This is a genomic window from Cellulosimicrobium cellulans (assembly GCF_007679345.1).
GTDB lineage: Bacteria > Actinomycetota > Actinomycetes > Actinomycetales > Cellulomonadaceae > Cellulomonas > Cellulomonas cellulans_A.
Genome location: NZ_VEGH01000019.1, coordinates 15,031 through 29,010 on the forward strand (window position 1 = coordinate 15,031; position 13,980 = coordinate 29,010).

The following is a 13,980-nucleotide window of genomic DNA, read 5'->3' on the forward strand; positions in this document are numbered from 1 at the left end:
GCAGGTGCGAATGTTGAGCAGGTCACTGCGCGACCGGTTCCACGTGGGTAGGGTGTCGGGTAAGCGCTGATCCGAGCCTCTGCTCGGGGTAGGTGCTTCCCGGCCCCCCGCGACGCCAGAGAGTGCGTCCGGGGGGCTTTAGCGTGTCCGGAGGACCACTCCGGGGACGGAGCCGTTCGGCTTGAGGTAGTTCACGACGCGGTGGTTGGCAGCCCCGAGCTCGTCCCACATGTCGTGCGGCACCACCGCCGCGACGCCTCGACCCGGACGCTGATACGTGCGCCATCCGGCGTAGGCGACGAGGTCAGCCATCTGGATGAAGTACGACGCGGCCGAGTCCCGAGGGGTCGGATCGTCGATGAACCGGTCTGCGGCGAACTGGAAGCCTCCGCCGCCGGCGGCTCGGCCTGCGGTGAGGAAGCGGCGAGCCTTCCGGAAGTACTTCCGGATCTCGTCGTTCTCGCCCGCGTCGTGGACGACCATGATCGCGACGCCCTCGGACGTGGAGAGTCGCTCGAGGCGCTGCAGCAGCGTCTGCCATGCCATCTCGAGGCATTCGCGGCCCGAGATGCCGGCCTGCTCCTTGTCGATCACGATCGAGAAGGCGCGCATGCTGAGGTCATGCAGTGAGCGCAGGTGTGCTCGGTAGATGAGGTGGCGCTCCCTCGGGGACAGCCCCAGGGGCCGAATAGGTCCTCCGCCGCGGATGAGGTAGTTCGCCTTCACCTCCGCGCGGACGGGCAACCGGTAGGCGTGGCGGAGTGCCTGGCGCAGTTCAGTGAGCCCGTTGAACGCGGCGGGCCAGTGATCCACGGGGACCAGTACGCAACCCAAGCCGTAGCACTTGGTGGCGCCCTTGGTCTCCGTCACTGATCCTGTATCGCCGGTCTCATCAACGTAGGCCAGCATCACACCAGGCACCGGAGCACCCCCGCGCTGGCCGGCAGCTGGCTGGCGGAGCGCACGGTGTGCGGTCCCGCCTCTTCATGAGACGCGACGACCCTGCCCACCTGCACTGAGCCCCCTCCATGCGGCACCGCCTGATAGAACGCAAACGCCCCCGTGACACGTGTGTGACACGGGGGCGCAGACCCGCAGGTCAGATGGTGCCCTCGATAGGATTCGAACCTACGACCTTCTGCTCCGGAGGCAGACGCTCTATCCACTGAGCTACGAGGGCGGGGTACCGCCGCACGCCGACCGGCGAACCAGCGGCGCGGTGCACGAGACTACCAGGCTCTCAGTCCTCCCCGAGCAGCCCCGAGAGGTAGACGCTGGTCTCCGCCACCGCGCGCGCGTCGTCCCCGGCCGCGATCGCCTCGACGAGCCCGTCGTGGTTGTCGCCGTCCTGCAGGATCTGCGCGAAGTTGAACCGGATGTTGTCGGTGATCGCGTCGATCAGGTTCTCGTAGAGCGACAGGAGCACCGGGTTCCGTGCCGCCCGGGCGATCGCGCGGTGCAGCGCCAGGTCGGCCGCGACCATCCGGTCGAGCGCGCCCGACCGGTACGCCTCGGCGCGCTGGTCGCGCAGGCGCGTGATGGTCGCGACGTCGGCGGTGGTGCGGCGGCGGGCGGCGAGCCGGGCGGCCTCGACCTCCAGGCTGCGCCGGACCTCGATCACGTCCCGCTGCCGGGCGTCCGCGATCTGCCGGCCCATGCTGACGGCGAGCTCGGACGTGGACAGCACGTAGGTGCCCGAGCCCTGCCGCCGCTCGACGAGCCCGGCGTGCACGAGCGACTGGACCGCCTCGCGGACGGTGTTGCGGCCGACCCCGAGCAGCTCGACCAGCGCGGGCTCCGGCGGGATGCGGGTGCCGACCGGCCAGTCGCCCGAGGTGATGCGCGCTCGGAGCTGCGCCACCGTCGCGTCGATGAGTCCGGTGCGTCGCGTCATGCGGGGTAGTCTCCCTGGTCAGTTGTGCCGCGATTCAACACGACCGGGGCACCCGTCCGCCAGCGCCCGCCGACGCGCGCAGTCTCCCGTGCAGAACCGAGGCCGCATGTCGTCCACCGCCCCGTCCGCCGGATCCGCCGCACCCTGGCGCGGCCGCCGCGTCGTGCTCCTCGGGGTGGTGCTGGTCGCGCTGAACCTGCGGATCGCGGTGGCGTCGGTGTCGCCGATCCTCGACCTGGTGCGCGCCGACGTGGCGCTGTCGCCGACCGAGGCGGGCCTGCTCGGCACGATCCCGGTGGCGTCGTTCGCGGCGTTCGGCTCGCTCACCCCGGTGCTCGCGCGCCGGGTCGGGCTGGAGCCGCTGCTGGTCGCGGCGATGCTGCTGTCGGTCACCGGCGAGGTCGTGCGGTCCGCGTCGACGTCGGCGACGGGGTTCCTCGGCTGGTCGGTCATCGCGCTGGCCGGCATGGGCATGGGCAACGTGCTGCTCCCGCCGGTGGTGAAGCGGTACTTCCCGGACCGGATCGGCGTGGTCACCTCGATCTACTCGGTGACGATGTCGTTCAGCACGGCGCTCCCCGCGCTGCTGGCGCTGCCGGTGGCGGAGCGCCTGGGCTGGCGGACGGCGCTGTCGGTGTGGGCGGTGGTCGGCGTGCTGGCGGCGGTGCCGTGGGTCGTGGTGATCGTCCGGTCCACGGCCGCGCGGGCGCACCTGTCCGGCCTGCTGCGCCGGGCGCCGGCGACGACGCCCGCGCTGACGTCACGGCACCGGTCGGGCGGCCGGGTGTGGCGCAGCCCGCTCGCGTGGGGCATGGCGATCACGTTCGCGATGAACTCGCTCGACTCGTACGTGATGTTCGCCTGGCTGCCGCAGATCCTGGTCGACGGCGGGACGTCGGCGCACGCCGCCGGGGTGTGGCTGTCGGTGTTCGCGATCCTCGGCCTGCCGCCCGCGCTGATCGCGCCGATCGCCGCCGCCCGGATGCGGAACCCCATCGGGCTGGTCGTGGTGTTCGTGACCTGCTGGGCGGTGTCGTACGTCGGCCTGCTGGTGTCCCCGGGCGGGCCGGTGTGGCTGTGGGTGCTGCTCGGCGGGATCGGGCCGGGCGCGTTCCCGGTGCTGCTGGCGCTGATCAACCTGCGCACGCGGACGTCGGCGGGCGCGGCCTCGCTGTCCGGGTTCACGCAGGGGGTCGGGTACGCGATCGCCGGGACCGGGCCGCTGCTGGTCGGCGCGCTGTACGACGCGACCGGGACGTGGACGGCGGCGCTGCTGTTCCTGCTGGGGACGCTGGTGGTGCTGCTCGGCGCCGCGACGGTGGCGTGCCGGCCGGTGATGCTGGAGGACACCTGGGGGCCGCGGCGGCCGGCCGGCGGACAGGCGGGTACCGCAGACGCAGCCTGAGCCGGGGGCGCTGTCGCGGTCGGGGGAACGCCCCTGTGTCTATACGCTTGTCCGGTGACCCCCGCTGAGCTCTCCGAGTCCCTGCGCGCCGCCCTCGCGGGCGCCGTCGCCGACGGGACCTTCGCCCTGGACGCCGCCGACCTGCCCGCCACCGTGCACGTGGAGCGACCCCGGCAGCGCGAGCACGGCGACTGGGCGACCAACGTCGCGCTGCAGCTCGCGAAGAAGGCCGGGACCAACCCGCGCGCCTTCGCCGAGGAGCTCGCCCGCCGGCTGGCGGACGCGCCGGGCGTCGCGAAGGTCGACGTGGCCGGGCCCGGCTTCCTCAACATCACGCTCGACGCCGCCGCGGCGGGCGGGCTCGCGCGCTCGGTGGTCGAGGCCGGTCCGGCATACGGCCGCAACGAGACGCTGGCCGGCGAGTCGATCAACCTCGAGTTCGTCTCCGCGAACCCGACCGGCCCGATCCACATCGGCGGCGTGCGCTGGGCCGCGGTGGGCGACAGCCTGGCGCGGGTGCTGGAGGCGTCCGGTGCGCGCGTCGGCCGGGAGTACTACTTCAACGACCACGGCGCGCAGATCGACCGGTTCGCCCGCTCGCTGCTCGCCCGCGCGCGGGGCGAGGAGGCGCCGGAGGACGGCTACGGCGGCCAGTACATCGCCGACATCGCCGACGCCGTGATCGCCCAGGCCGCCGCGGCCGGCGAGCCCGACCCGCGCACGCTGCCCGACCCCGAGGCGCAGGAGGCGTTCCGTGCGCGGGGCGTCGACCTCATGTTCGGCGAGATCAAGCAGGCGCTGCACGACTTCGGCGTCGACTTCGACGTGTACTTCCACGAGGACACGCTGCACGAGACCGGCGCCGTCGACCGCGCCGTCGCCCGGCTGCGCGAGAACGGCCACATCTTCGAGGCGGACGGTGCCACCTGGCTGCGCACCACCGACTTCGGCGACGACAAGGACCGGGTCATCATCAAGTCCGACGGGGACGCCGCGTACATCGCGGGCGACCTGGCGTACTACCTGGACAAGCGCGAGCGGGGCTTCGACCGCGTCATCATCATGCTCGGCGCGGACCACCACGGGTACATCGGCCGGATGATGGCCATGTGCGCCGCGTTCGGCGACACCCCGGGCGTCAACCTGGAGATCCTCATCGGGCAGATGGTCAACCTGCTCAAGGACGGCCAGCCGATGCGCATGAGCAAGCGCGCGGGCACCGTCGTCACGCTGGAGGACCTGGTGGACGCCGTCGGCGTCGACGCCGCCCGCTACTCGCTCGCCCGGTCGTCCGCGGACTCGTCGATCGACCTCGACCTCGACCTGCTCGCGAGCGCGAAGAACGAGAACCCGGTGTTCTACGTGCAGTACGCGCACGCCCGCACCTGCGCGGTCGGCCGCAACGCCGCCGACGCCGGGGTGCGCCGCGAGGACGGCTTCGACGCGTCGCTGCTCGACCACCCGACGGAGTCGGCGCTCCTGGGCAAGATCGCCGAGCTGCCGCGGATCGTCGCCCAGGCGGCCGAGCTGCGCGAGCCGCACCGCGTCGCCCGGTACCTGGAGGAGCTCGCCGGGGCGTACCACAAGTGGTACGACCAGCGCCGCGTCCTGCCGTTCGGCGACGAGGAGGTGTCCGACGTGCACCGCACCCGGCTGTGGCTCAACGACGCGACCCGCCAGGTGCTCGCGAACGGGCTGGCGCTGCTCGGCGTGAGCGCCCCGGAGCGCATGTGACCGGCGGCCCGACCGCCGCGCCGGCCCCGCTCGGCCTGCCCTGGCCCGCCTCCGCTGGCCGCGGCGCCGACGGGGCCGTGCGCGTCGCGGGGGTGGACCTGCGCGACCTCGCGGCGGAGCAGGGCACGCCGGCGTACGTGCTGGACGAGGCCGACTTCCGGGCGCGCGCCCGGGCGCTGCGGACCGCGTTCGAGGCCGCGTTCACGGAGGTCGGCGCCGGCGTCGACGTCTACTACGCGGGCAAGGCGTTCCTGTCCGTCGCCGTCGCGCGGTGGGCGCACGAGGAGGGCCTGCGGGTCGACACCTCGACGGGCGGCGAGCTCGCCGTCGCGCTGCGGGCCGGCGTGCCGGGCGCGGACCTCGGCCTGCACGGCAACAACAAGTCGGACGCGGAGATCGCCCGGGCGATCGACGCCGGGGTGGGGCGGATCATCGTCGACTCGCTCGGCGAGGTCGAGCGCGTCGCCGCCGCCGTCCGGGCGCGCGGCGCCGGCGCCGAGCCGGCTCCTGTGATGGTCCGGGTCACGACCGGCGTGCACGCGGGCGGCCACGAGTACATCTCGACCGCGCACGAGGACCAGAAGTTCGGCCTGTCCGTCGCGACGCCCGCCGACGGCGGCGACAGCCCGGCGCTCACCGCGCTGCAGCTGGTGCTGCGGCACCCCGAGCTGCGGCTGCTCGGCATCCACTCGCACATCGGCTCGCAGATCCTCGACCCCGCGGGGTTCGCGGTCGCCGCGCAGTCGGTGCTCGGGCTGCGCGCCGACCTGGCCGCGCGGACCGGGTACCTGGTGCCGGAGGTCGACCTCGGCGGCGGGTTCGGCATCGCCTACCTGCCCGGCGAGGTGCCGCTCGACGTCGACCGGATCGCGAAGGAGATCGCCGCGGCGGTCGACGCGACCTGCGCCGCGCTCGGCACGCCGCTGCCGCGGTTGTCGTTCGAGCCGGGGCGCGCGATCGTCGGTCCCACGACGCTCACGCTGTACACGGTCGGCACCGTGAAGCCGGTGTCGCTCGACGACGGCCGGTCCCGGCTGTACGTCTCCGTCGACGGCGGGATGAGCGACAACATCCGCCCGGCGCTGTACGGCGCGCACTACCACGCGGCGATCGTGTCCCGGGAGGGTGTCGCCGAGACGGTGCTCGCGCGGGTGGTCGGCAAGCACTGCGAGAGCGGCGACATCGTCGTGCACGAGGTGCAGCTGCCCGCCGACGTGGCCGCCGGGGACCTGCTCGCGGTCGCCGCGACCGGGGCGTACGGGCGGTCGATGGCGTCCAACTACAACCACGTGCCGCGGCCGCCGGTGGTCGCCGTGCGGGACGGGGCGACGCGGGTGCTCGTGCGGCGCGAGACCGAGGACGACCTGCTGGCGCTCGACCTGGGCTGACCGCCGCGCTCGCGCTCGGGGACGCTTCGCACCGCGCGGCAGGCACGGCGTTGCGTGGGTGACCGGGTCCGGGCTGGGTGCTCTGCGCTCGTGGCTCGACCGGAGCCGGAGACCTGACGGGCATCTGCCCGCCGGACCGCCACGCCCACGGTGTGGATACCGGGCGGCCCGCCGATGCGGCGCCCCTATCCTGTGGTCCGGTCGGGCGCCCCTGCGCCGGACCCCACCCCAGCAGGCCCGGATCCGACCGGGCGTGATCGGAAGGTGCACGCGGTGACCGCACGCGACGAGTCCGTCAGCCCCACCTCGCCCGCCCCGGGCGCGACCGCCCGCCCCGCGGTGCGCGTCGCGCTGCTCGGCTGCGGCGTCGTCGGCACGGAGGTCGTCCGGCTGCTCACGACGCAGGCGTCCGACCTCGCCGCGCGGGTCGGGGCGCCGCTGGAGGTCGTCGGGGTGGCCGTGCGCGACGTCGAGGCGCCGCGCGACCCGGTCGTGGACCGCGCGCTGCTCACGGCCGACGCCGAGGGGCTGGTCGCGAAGGCGGACGTCGTGGTCGAGGTCGTCGGCGGAATCGAGCCGGCCCGCGGGCTGCTGCTCCGCGCGATCGAGCACGGTGCCGCGGTCGTCACCGCGAACAAGGCGCTGCTCGCCGAGGACGGCCCGACGCTCTACCAGGCCGCGGACGCCGCCGGCGTGGACCTGTACTTCGAGGCCGCCGTGGCCGGCGCGATCCCGCTGGTGCGCCCCGTGCGGGAGTCGCTGACCGGCGACCGCGTGCACCGCGTGCTCGGCATCGTGAACGGCACGACCAACTACGTGCTGGACCGGATGGCGACGGAGGGGCTCGACCTCGCCGACGCCGTGGCCGAGGCGCAGGCGCTCGGCTACGCGGAGGCCGACCCGACGGCCGACGTCGAGGGCTTCGACGCCGCCGCGAAGGCCGCCATCCTCGCCTCGCTCGCGTTCCACACCCGGGTCTCGATCGACGACGTCGACCGCCAGGGGATCATGCAGGTGACGGCGGACGACGTGGCGTGGGCGGCGCGCACCGGCCACGTGATCAAGCTGCTGGCCATCGCGGACCGTCGCGCGACCGCGGACGGCGCCGAGGGCGTGCAGGTGCGGGTGCACCCCGCGCTGGTGCCGCTGAGCCACCCCCTCGCGGGCGTGCGCGGTGCGTTCAACGCGGTGTTCGTCGAGGCGGAGGCCGCAGGCGAGCTCATGTTCTACGGCCGCGGCGCGGGCGGCGTCCCGACGGCGAGCGCGGTGCTCGGCGACGTCGTGTCGGCCGCGCGGCACCGGGTGCACGGCGGACGCGGCCCGGCGGAGTCCTGGTACGCGGCGCTGCCCGTGCTGCCGGCCGAGTCGGCGCGCACCCGCTACCAGGTGCGGCTCGACGTGGACGACAAGCCCGGCGTGCTCGCGCACGTGTCGGCGGTGCTCGCCGAGCACGGCGTGTCGATCGAGGCCGTCCGGCAGTCGCCCGCCGACGCCGCGCCCGCCGACGCGACCGGCGCCGACGGCGACGCCCCCGGCGTGGCCCGCCTGGTCATCACCACGCACGAGGCGCCGGAGGCCGCGCTCGCGGCGACGGTCGCCGCGATCCGCGACCTCGGCTCCGTCCGCGAGGTCGTCTCCGTCCTGCGAGTCGAGGGAGCCTGATGGCACACCAGTGGCGCGGCGTGATCCGCGAGTACGCCGACCGCCTGCCCGCGCACGTCCAGCAGCGCGTGGTCACCCTCGGCGAGGGCGGCACGCCGCTGGTCGAGGCGCCCGCGCTGTCGCGGCTGACCGGGGCCGAGGTGTTCGTCAAGGTCGAGGGGATGAACCCGACCGGGTCGTTCAAGGACCGCGGCATGACGACGGCGATGTCCGCCGCCGCCGGCCGCGGCGCGAAGGCCGTCGTCTGCGCGTCCACCGGCAACACCTCCGCCTCGGCCGCCGCGTACGCGACCGCCGCGGGCATGGTGTGCGCCGTGCTGGTGCCGGACGGCAAGATCGCGATGGGCAAGCTCAGCCAGGCGGTCGCGCACGGGGCGACGCTGCTGCAGGTCGACGGCAACTTCGACGACTGCCTGGTCGCCGCGCGCAAGCTCGCGGAGGCGTACCCGGTCGAGCTCGTGAACTCCGTCAACCCGGACCGCATCGAGGGCCAGAAGACCGGCGCGTTCGAGATCGTCGACGCCCTGGGCGACGCCCCCGACATCCACGCGCTGCCCGTCGGCAACGCCGGCAACATCACCGCGTACTGGAAGGGCTTCCGCGAGTACGCGGGCCTGGACGCGGGGGCGGACCTCGACCCGGTCGCGACGCACACGCCGGCGATGTGGGGCTTCCAGGCGGCCGGGGCCGCGCCGATCGTGCACGGCTACCCGATCATGGAGCCCGAGACGATCGCGACCGCGATCCGGATCGGCAACCCCGCGTCCTGGACGCAGGCCGAGGCCGCGCGCGACCTGTCCGGCGGCCTCATCGAGGCCGTCACGGACGACGAGATCCTGCACGCGCACCGCGTGCTGTCCTCGCAGGTCGGCGTGTTCGTCGAGCCGGCGTCGGCCGCTGGCGTCGCCGGGATCCTGCGGCTCGCGCAGGAGGGCCGCGTGCCCGCGGGCGCGCGCATCGTCGTGACCGTCACCGGGCACGGCCTCAAGGACCCGCAGTGGGCGCTGCGCACGGCGGACGGCACCGAGGTCGAGACCACCCGGGTGCGCCCGGACGTGGTGGAGATCGCCACCGCGCTCGGCCTCGGCTGAGGCTCGCCGTGCGACTGGGAGCCGACCGGGCGCGGGTGCGCGTCCCGGCGACGAGCGCGAACCTCGGCCCGGGCTTCGACGCGCTGGGCCTCGCTCTGGCGCTGCACGACGAGGTCGAGGTGCGCGCGCTCGGCTCGGCGGACGTCGTGGTCGACGTCGTGGGGGAGGGCGCCGACGAGGTGCCCTCGGGCGACGACCACCTCGTCGTCCGCGCGATGCGGCACGCCCTCGACCACGTCGGCGCACCGCAGACCGGACTGCACCTGACGTGCCGGAACCGGATCCCGCACGGGCGGGGCCTCGGGTCGTCGGCCGGCGCCGTGGTCGCGGGCCTGCTCGCCGCGCGGGCGCTGGTCGCGGAGCCCGAGTCGCTGGACGACGACGTCGTGCTCCGGCTGGCGACCGAGCTCGAGGGTCACCCCGACAACGCCGCGCCCGCGCTGCTCGGCGGCGCGACGGTGGCCTGGTCGGAGGGCGACGACGCGGTGCGCGCGGCACGGCTGGCCGTGCACCCGGACGTCGCGCCCGTCGCGGTGGTGCCGTCGACCCGGCTGTCGACCTCGCACGCCCGGGGCGTGCTGCCCGCGCAGGTGCCGCACGGCGACGCCGCGTTCCAGGCGGGCCGCGCGGCGCTGCTGGTCGAGGCGCTCGGCCGCCGCCCGGACCTGCTGCTCCCGGCGACCGAGGACCGGCTGCACCAGGGCTACCGCCGCCCGGTCATGGCCGAGAGCCTGGCGCTCGTGGACGCGCTGCGCGCCCGGGGCGTGGCGGCGGTCGTCTCGGGGGCGGGTCCGACGGTGCTCGTGCTGGCCCGCGCGGCCGGGGAGCCCGGTGCGGACGGCGGCCGGCCGACCGACGCGGACGCCGCGTTGCAGCAGGTGTTCGGCGGGGTGATGGGCGGCTGGCGCATCGTCCCGCTCGCGATCGACACCACCGGCGCGGAGGCCCGGAGACTGCCGTGATCGAGGCGGCCCGGTGGTATGCTGGGCGCCGTTCCCCGGGCCTCGTCCTGACATCCGCTCAGCCTCTTTCCGGTGCAGCGTCGCTCAGGAGATCCGAGCCCGGGAGCGATCCAGCCCACGCGAGTCGACGCGATCGGCGCGACCCGTGCGGCTTCACCGACGCGACGGCCCCGAGACGGGGCCGGACGCGGACCGCGCGCCCCGACCGTGGGCGGCGGTCCCCGACGAGGGGGAAGGGTCCTTCGTGACAGACACCATCGAGCCGGCCGTGAGCAGCGCCTCCGGCGGCTCCGCCCGTGGTGGCGCCGTGTCCGCCATGCGCATGCCGGAGCTCCAGGCCCTGGCGGCCGAGCTCGGCGTGACCGGGACGTCCCGGATGCGCAAGAGCGACCTGGTCGACGCCATCCAGGCCAAGCGCGCCGGCGGCGGCGAGCGCCCCGCGGGCCGCACCCGCCGTGCCGCGACGCGCGACGCGGGCCGCGCCGACTCCGCGCCGGCCGCCGAGACCACCGCGCCGGCCGCGAGCACCACCCCGGCCGGGAGCACCGCGCCGTCCGAGCGCACCGCGCCGGCCGCGAGCGCCCCGGCCGACGACGCCGCGCCCCGCGGGCAGCGCCGCCGCTCCGGGCGCGCCGAGGCCGCCGCGCCCGAGGCGTCCGCCCCGGCCGCCGACGGGTCCGCCGAGGGGCGCGGGCGCGTCGTCGACGTGCTGGCCGGCCTCGAGGCCGTCGAGCGCTCGCTCGACTCCCGGCACCAGGCGGACGACCGCGCCGCGCGCGCGGCCGACGCGGTCGGCACCGTCACCGGCGAGCGCCGCTCCCGTCGCGCGGGCCGCGGCGCGGGGGCGCCCACGGTCGACGTGACGCTGCCCGAGGGCCCCACCTCCGGGGGCGAGCGCGGCGACCGCCCGGAGCGTGGCGAGCGGCGCGAGCAGCAGCCCGACGGCCAGCGCCAGCGCCCGCAGCAGGACCAGCAGCGTCCGGCCGGCCAGGCGTCCGAGCAGGACGCCGGCCAGGACGACGACGAGCGCGGCGGTCGCCGCCGGCGCTCGCGCGACCGGTACCGCGACCGCGACGGCCGCAAGCGCGGGCGCGGTCAGCGCGGCGGCGTGGGCGACCTGCCGTACGAGGAGGTGGAGATCGCGGAGGACGACGTCCTCGTCCCGGTCGCCGGCATCCTCGACGTGCTGGACTCCTACGCCTTCGTCCGCACCAGCGGCTACCTGCCCGGCCCGAACGACGTGTACCTGCCGCTCGCGCAGGTCCGCAAGGCCGGCCTGCGTCGCGGCGACGCGATCACCGGTGCCGTGCGCGCTCCCCGCGAGGGCGAGCCGCAGGGCCAGGGCGGCGCCGGCCGGCCGAACAAGGCGAACGCGCTCGTGCGGCTCGACACCGTCAACGGGATGGCGCCCGAGCAGGCGCGCACCCGCCCCGAGTTCACCAAGCTGACGCCCCTGTACCCGCAGGACCGGCTCCGCCTCGAGAACGAGTCGAACCACCTGACGCCCCGGGTCATCGACATCGTCGCCCCGATCGGCAAGGGCCAGCGCGGCCTCATCGTCGCGCCCCCGAAGGCCGGCAAGACGATCATCATGCAGCAGATCGCCAACGCGATCACCGCGAACAACCCCGAGGTCCACCTCATGGTCGTGCTCGTCGACGAGCGCCCCGAGGAGGTCACGGACATGGAGCGGACCGTGAAGGGCGAGGTCATCGCCTCGACCTTCGACCGCCCCGCCTCGGACCACACCATGGTTGCCGAGCTGGCGATCGAGCGCGCCAAGCGCCTGGTCGAGCTCGGCCAGGACGTCGTGGTGCTGCTCGACTCGCTGACCCGGCTGTCCCGCGCGTACAACCTGGCGGCCCCGGCCTCCGGGCGCATCCTGTCCGGCGGCGTGGACGCCTCGGCGCTCTACCCGCCGAAGCGGTTCTTCGGCGCCGCGCGCAACATCGAGCACGGCGGCTCGCTGACGATCCTCGCCTCGGCGCTGGTGGAGACCGGCTCCAAGATGGACGAGGTCATCTTCGAGGAGTTCAAGGGCACCGGGAACATGGAGCTCCGGCTCTCCCGGTCGCTCGCGGACAAGCGGATCTTCCCGGCGGTGGACGTCAACGCGTCCGGCACCCGCCGCGAGGAGATCCTCATCGCCCCGGACGAGCTCAAGATCATCTGGAAGCTCCGCCGCGTCATGGGGGCGCTCGACCAGCAGCAGGCGATCGAGCTGCTGCTCGGCAAGCTCCGCGAGACCAAGAGCAACGTCGAGTTCCTGCTCCAGGTCCAGAAGACGACCCCGGCGCAGAACGGCCACGGTCACCACGACGAGGCCCAGACCCGCGCGATCGTCTGACCACGCACCTCACGGGGCGGCACCCTCCGGGGGTGCCGCCCCGTCGCGCGTCCCCCGGCGCCCCCGGCGGCCCGGACGCCGAGTCTCCGTTTGTCGCCTGTGCCGGGACTGTCGGACACAGGCGAGAAGTGGAGACTCGGCGAGATGCGTGCGGGGAGGGCGCGGGGTGCGCGCGCGGAGGGCGCGGGGAGGGCGCCAGGCGCGCAGGAGGGCGCGGGGTGCGGCGGGCGTGCGGGCGTGCGCGTCAGCGCGGGGCGCGGGCGCCGGAGCGGCGGGCGGCGATCGCCGCCTCGTACCAGGCCAGCGTCCGGGCGGTGATCTCGCCGGCCTCGAACCGCTGCGCCGCGACGCGCTGGGGCGCGCGGGCCGCCGCCCGTGCCCCGGGGTCGTCGACCCAGCGCGCCAGGGTCCGGGCGAACGTCGCGGTGTCCCGGGGGTCGACGAGCTGGTCCTCCAGGCCCGCCATCGGGGTGCGGTAGCCGGGGTTGTCGCCGGCGAGCACGACACCGCCGGCGTCGGCCAGGGCCTCGACGACCGACATGCCGAAGCTCTCGCCGCCGGTCGACGGCAGGGCGACGACGTCCGCGCCGGCGAGCAGGCCGGCCTTGTCCTCCTCGGCGACGAAGCCCGGGAAGTCGACCCGGTCGGCGATCCCCGCGGCGCGGGCGCGCTCGCGCAGGTCCTCCAGGAGGGGGCCGCGGCCGGCGAGGGTGAGCGTCCACGGGCGGGTGGCCGGCATCGCGGCGACGGCGGCGAGCAGCTCGCGCGGCCCCTTGCGCTCGACCAGCCGACCGAGGAACACGATCCGCACGGGGCGGTCCCCGGGGCCGCCCGGGTCCCCGGGCTCGCCCGGCTCCACGGTGCCGCCCGGCGTGCCCGGCCCGACCCGCCCACCGGGCCCGCCCAGCTCCACCGGACCGCCGATGATCGGCGCGTCGTCCCGCCCGTAGCCCTCCCGCACGGACTCCCGCGCCGCCTCGGACAGCGCGCTGATCGCGTCGAACCGCCGCAGCCGCCGCCGCTCCAGGAGGCCGAGGGCCCGGATGCCCCACCGGGTCGCCCGGTCCTGCGGGTAGATCACGAACTGCCCGACGACGGCGGTGCGCGGCGACGCCGCGGAGACCACCCGTCCGGCGAGGAGCGGGCTGTACGGCATGGTGACGTGCAGGACGTCGAACGGGACCTCGGCGAGCAGCCGGCGGACGTCGCCGCGGCGGGCGGGCAGCGGGCTGCGCAGCCGGTTGCCGTTGAACCGCACGGAGACGGTGCGCCCCAGCACGTGCAGGTGCGGCAGGTCCGTGCGCTCGGTGGTGGAGGTGAGGTAGTGCACCTCGTGGCCGAGGGCGGCGAGCCGCCGACCGAGCGTGAGCACGATCTGCTGCACCCCGTCCGGCTTGTCGAGGCCGTCGTCGATCACCAGGCCGATGCGGAGCATGCGCGCCATCGTAGGGGTGCCGCCCCGGGCCCGGCCCCGGCGTCGACGCCGGGCGACCCGCG

At 75.3% G+C, this 13,980-nt stretch carries 10 protein-coding genes and 1 tRNA gene; 7 read left to right on the forward strand and 4 right to left on the reverse strand.

All coding sequences use genetic code 11. The features are described 5' to 3' along the window. Positions 1-138: 138 nt before the first annotated feature. The 3 genes from FS882_RS19095 to FS882_RS19105 form a co-directional block, all read right to left on the reverse strand. Positions 139-909, reverse strand: a complete 771-nt coding sequence (locus FS882_RS19095; protein WP_158375631.1) for a DUF3800 domain-containing protein — start codon at positions 907-909, stop codon at positions 139-141. Between the two features lie 195 nt (positions 910-1,104). Then, positions 1,105-1,180: transfer RNA gene (locus FS882_RS19100), tRNA-Arg, on the reverse strand. Between the two features lie 60 nt (positions 1,181-1,240). Continuing rightward, positions 1,241-1,894 (reverse strand): FadR/GntR family transcriptional regulator, encoded by a 654-nt coding sequence (locus tag FS882_RS19105; RefSeq protein ID WP_158375561.1) that lies wholly within the window; start codon positions 1,892-1,894, stop codon positions 1,241-1,243. A 106-nt stretch (positions 1,895-2,000) separates the two neighbouring features. Between FS882_RS19105 and FS882_RS19110 the strand changes: the two genes are divergently transcribed. The 7 genes from FS882_RS19110 (at position 2,001) to rho (ending at position 12,483) form a co-directional block, all read left to right on the forward strand. After that, positions 2,001-3,299, forward strand: a complete 1,299-nt coding sequence (locus tag FS882_RS19110; RefSeq protein ID WP_158375563.1) for an MFS transporter — start codon at positions 2,001-2,003, stop codon at positions 3,297-3,299. Between the two features lie 54 nt (positions 3,300-3,353). After that, positions 3,354-5,033: an arginine--tRNA ligase gene (gene argS / locus FS882_RS19115; RefSeq protein ID WP_158375565.1), complete on the forward strand. Its 1,680-nt coding sequence runs from the start codon at positions 3,354-3,356 to the stop codon at positions 5,031-5,033. After that, positions 5,030-6,421, forward strand: a complete 1,392-nt coding sequence (gene lysA, locus FS882_RS19120; RefSeq protein ID WP_158375567.1) for a diaminopimelate decarboxylase — start codon at positions 5,030-5,032, stop codon at positions 6,419-6,421. Before argS ends, lysA begins: the two co-directional genes overlap by 4 nt. A 339-nt stretch (positions 6,422-6,760) precedes the next feature. Beyond that, positions 6,761-8,083: a homoserine dehydrogenase gene (locus FS882_RS19125; protein WP_262348419.1), complete on the forward strand. Its 1,323-nt coding sequence runs from the start codon at positions 6,761-6,763 to the stop codon at positions 8,081-8,083. Beyond that, entirely contained in the window at positions 8,083-9,174 is a 1,092-nt protein-coding gene (gene thrC, locus FS882_RS19130; RefSeq protein ID WP_158375571.1) for a threonine synthase, read from the forward strand. The genes FS882_RS19125 and thrC overlap by 1 nt, the downstream gene beginning before the upstream one ends. An 8-nt stretch (positions 9,175-9,182) precedes the next feature. After that, positions 9,183-10,136 (forward strand): homoserine kinase, encoded by a 954-nt coding sequence (gene thrB / locus FS882_RS19135; RefSeq protein ID WP_158375573.1) that lies wholly within the window; start codon positions 9,183-9,185, stop codon positions 10,134-10,136. Positions 10,137-10,380: 244 nt separating this feature from the next. After that, complete coding sequence (rho, locus tag FS882_RS19140) at positions 10,381-12,483, forward strand: transcription termination factor Rho (protein ID WP_158375575.1); 2,103 nt, start codon at positions 10,381-10,383, stop codon at positions 12,481-12,483. A gap of 244 nt (positions 12,484-12,727) precedes the next feature. Here rho and FS882_RS19145 read toward each other — a convergent pair whose 3' ends face one another. After that, positions 12,728-13,918: a glycosyltransferase family 4 protein gene (locus tag FS882_RS19145; protein ID WP_262348416.1), complete on the reverse strand. Its 1,191-nt coding sequence runs from the start codon at positions 13,916-13,918 to the stop codon at positions 12,728-12,730. Positions 13,919-13,980: the final 62 nt, after the last annotated feature.

Bases quoted from the DNA above. Each gene is read 5' to 3' on its own strand.
- FS882_RS19095 (WP_158375631.1), bottom strand. From the start codon at position 909: ATGCTGGCCTACGTTGATGAGACCGGCGATACAGGATCAGTGACGGAG.
- FS882_RS19105 (WP_158375561.1), bottom strand. From the start codon at position 1,894: ATGACGCGACGCACCGGACTCATCGACGCGACGGTGGCGCAGCTCCGA.
- FS882_RS19110 (WP_158375563.1), top strand. From the start codon at position 2,001: ATGTCGTCCACCGCCCCGTCCGCCGGATCCGCCGCACCCTGGCGCGGC.
- thrC (WP_158375571.1), top strand. From the start codon at position 8,083: ATGGCACACCAGTGGCGCGGCGTGATCCGCGAGTACGCCGACCGCCTG.
- FS882_RS19145 (WP_262348416.1), bottom strand. From the start codon at position 13,918: ATGCTCCGCATCGGCCTGGTGATCGACGACGGCCTCGACAAGCCGGAC.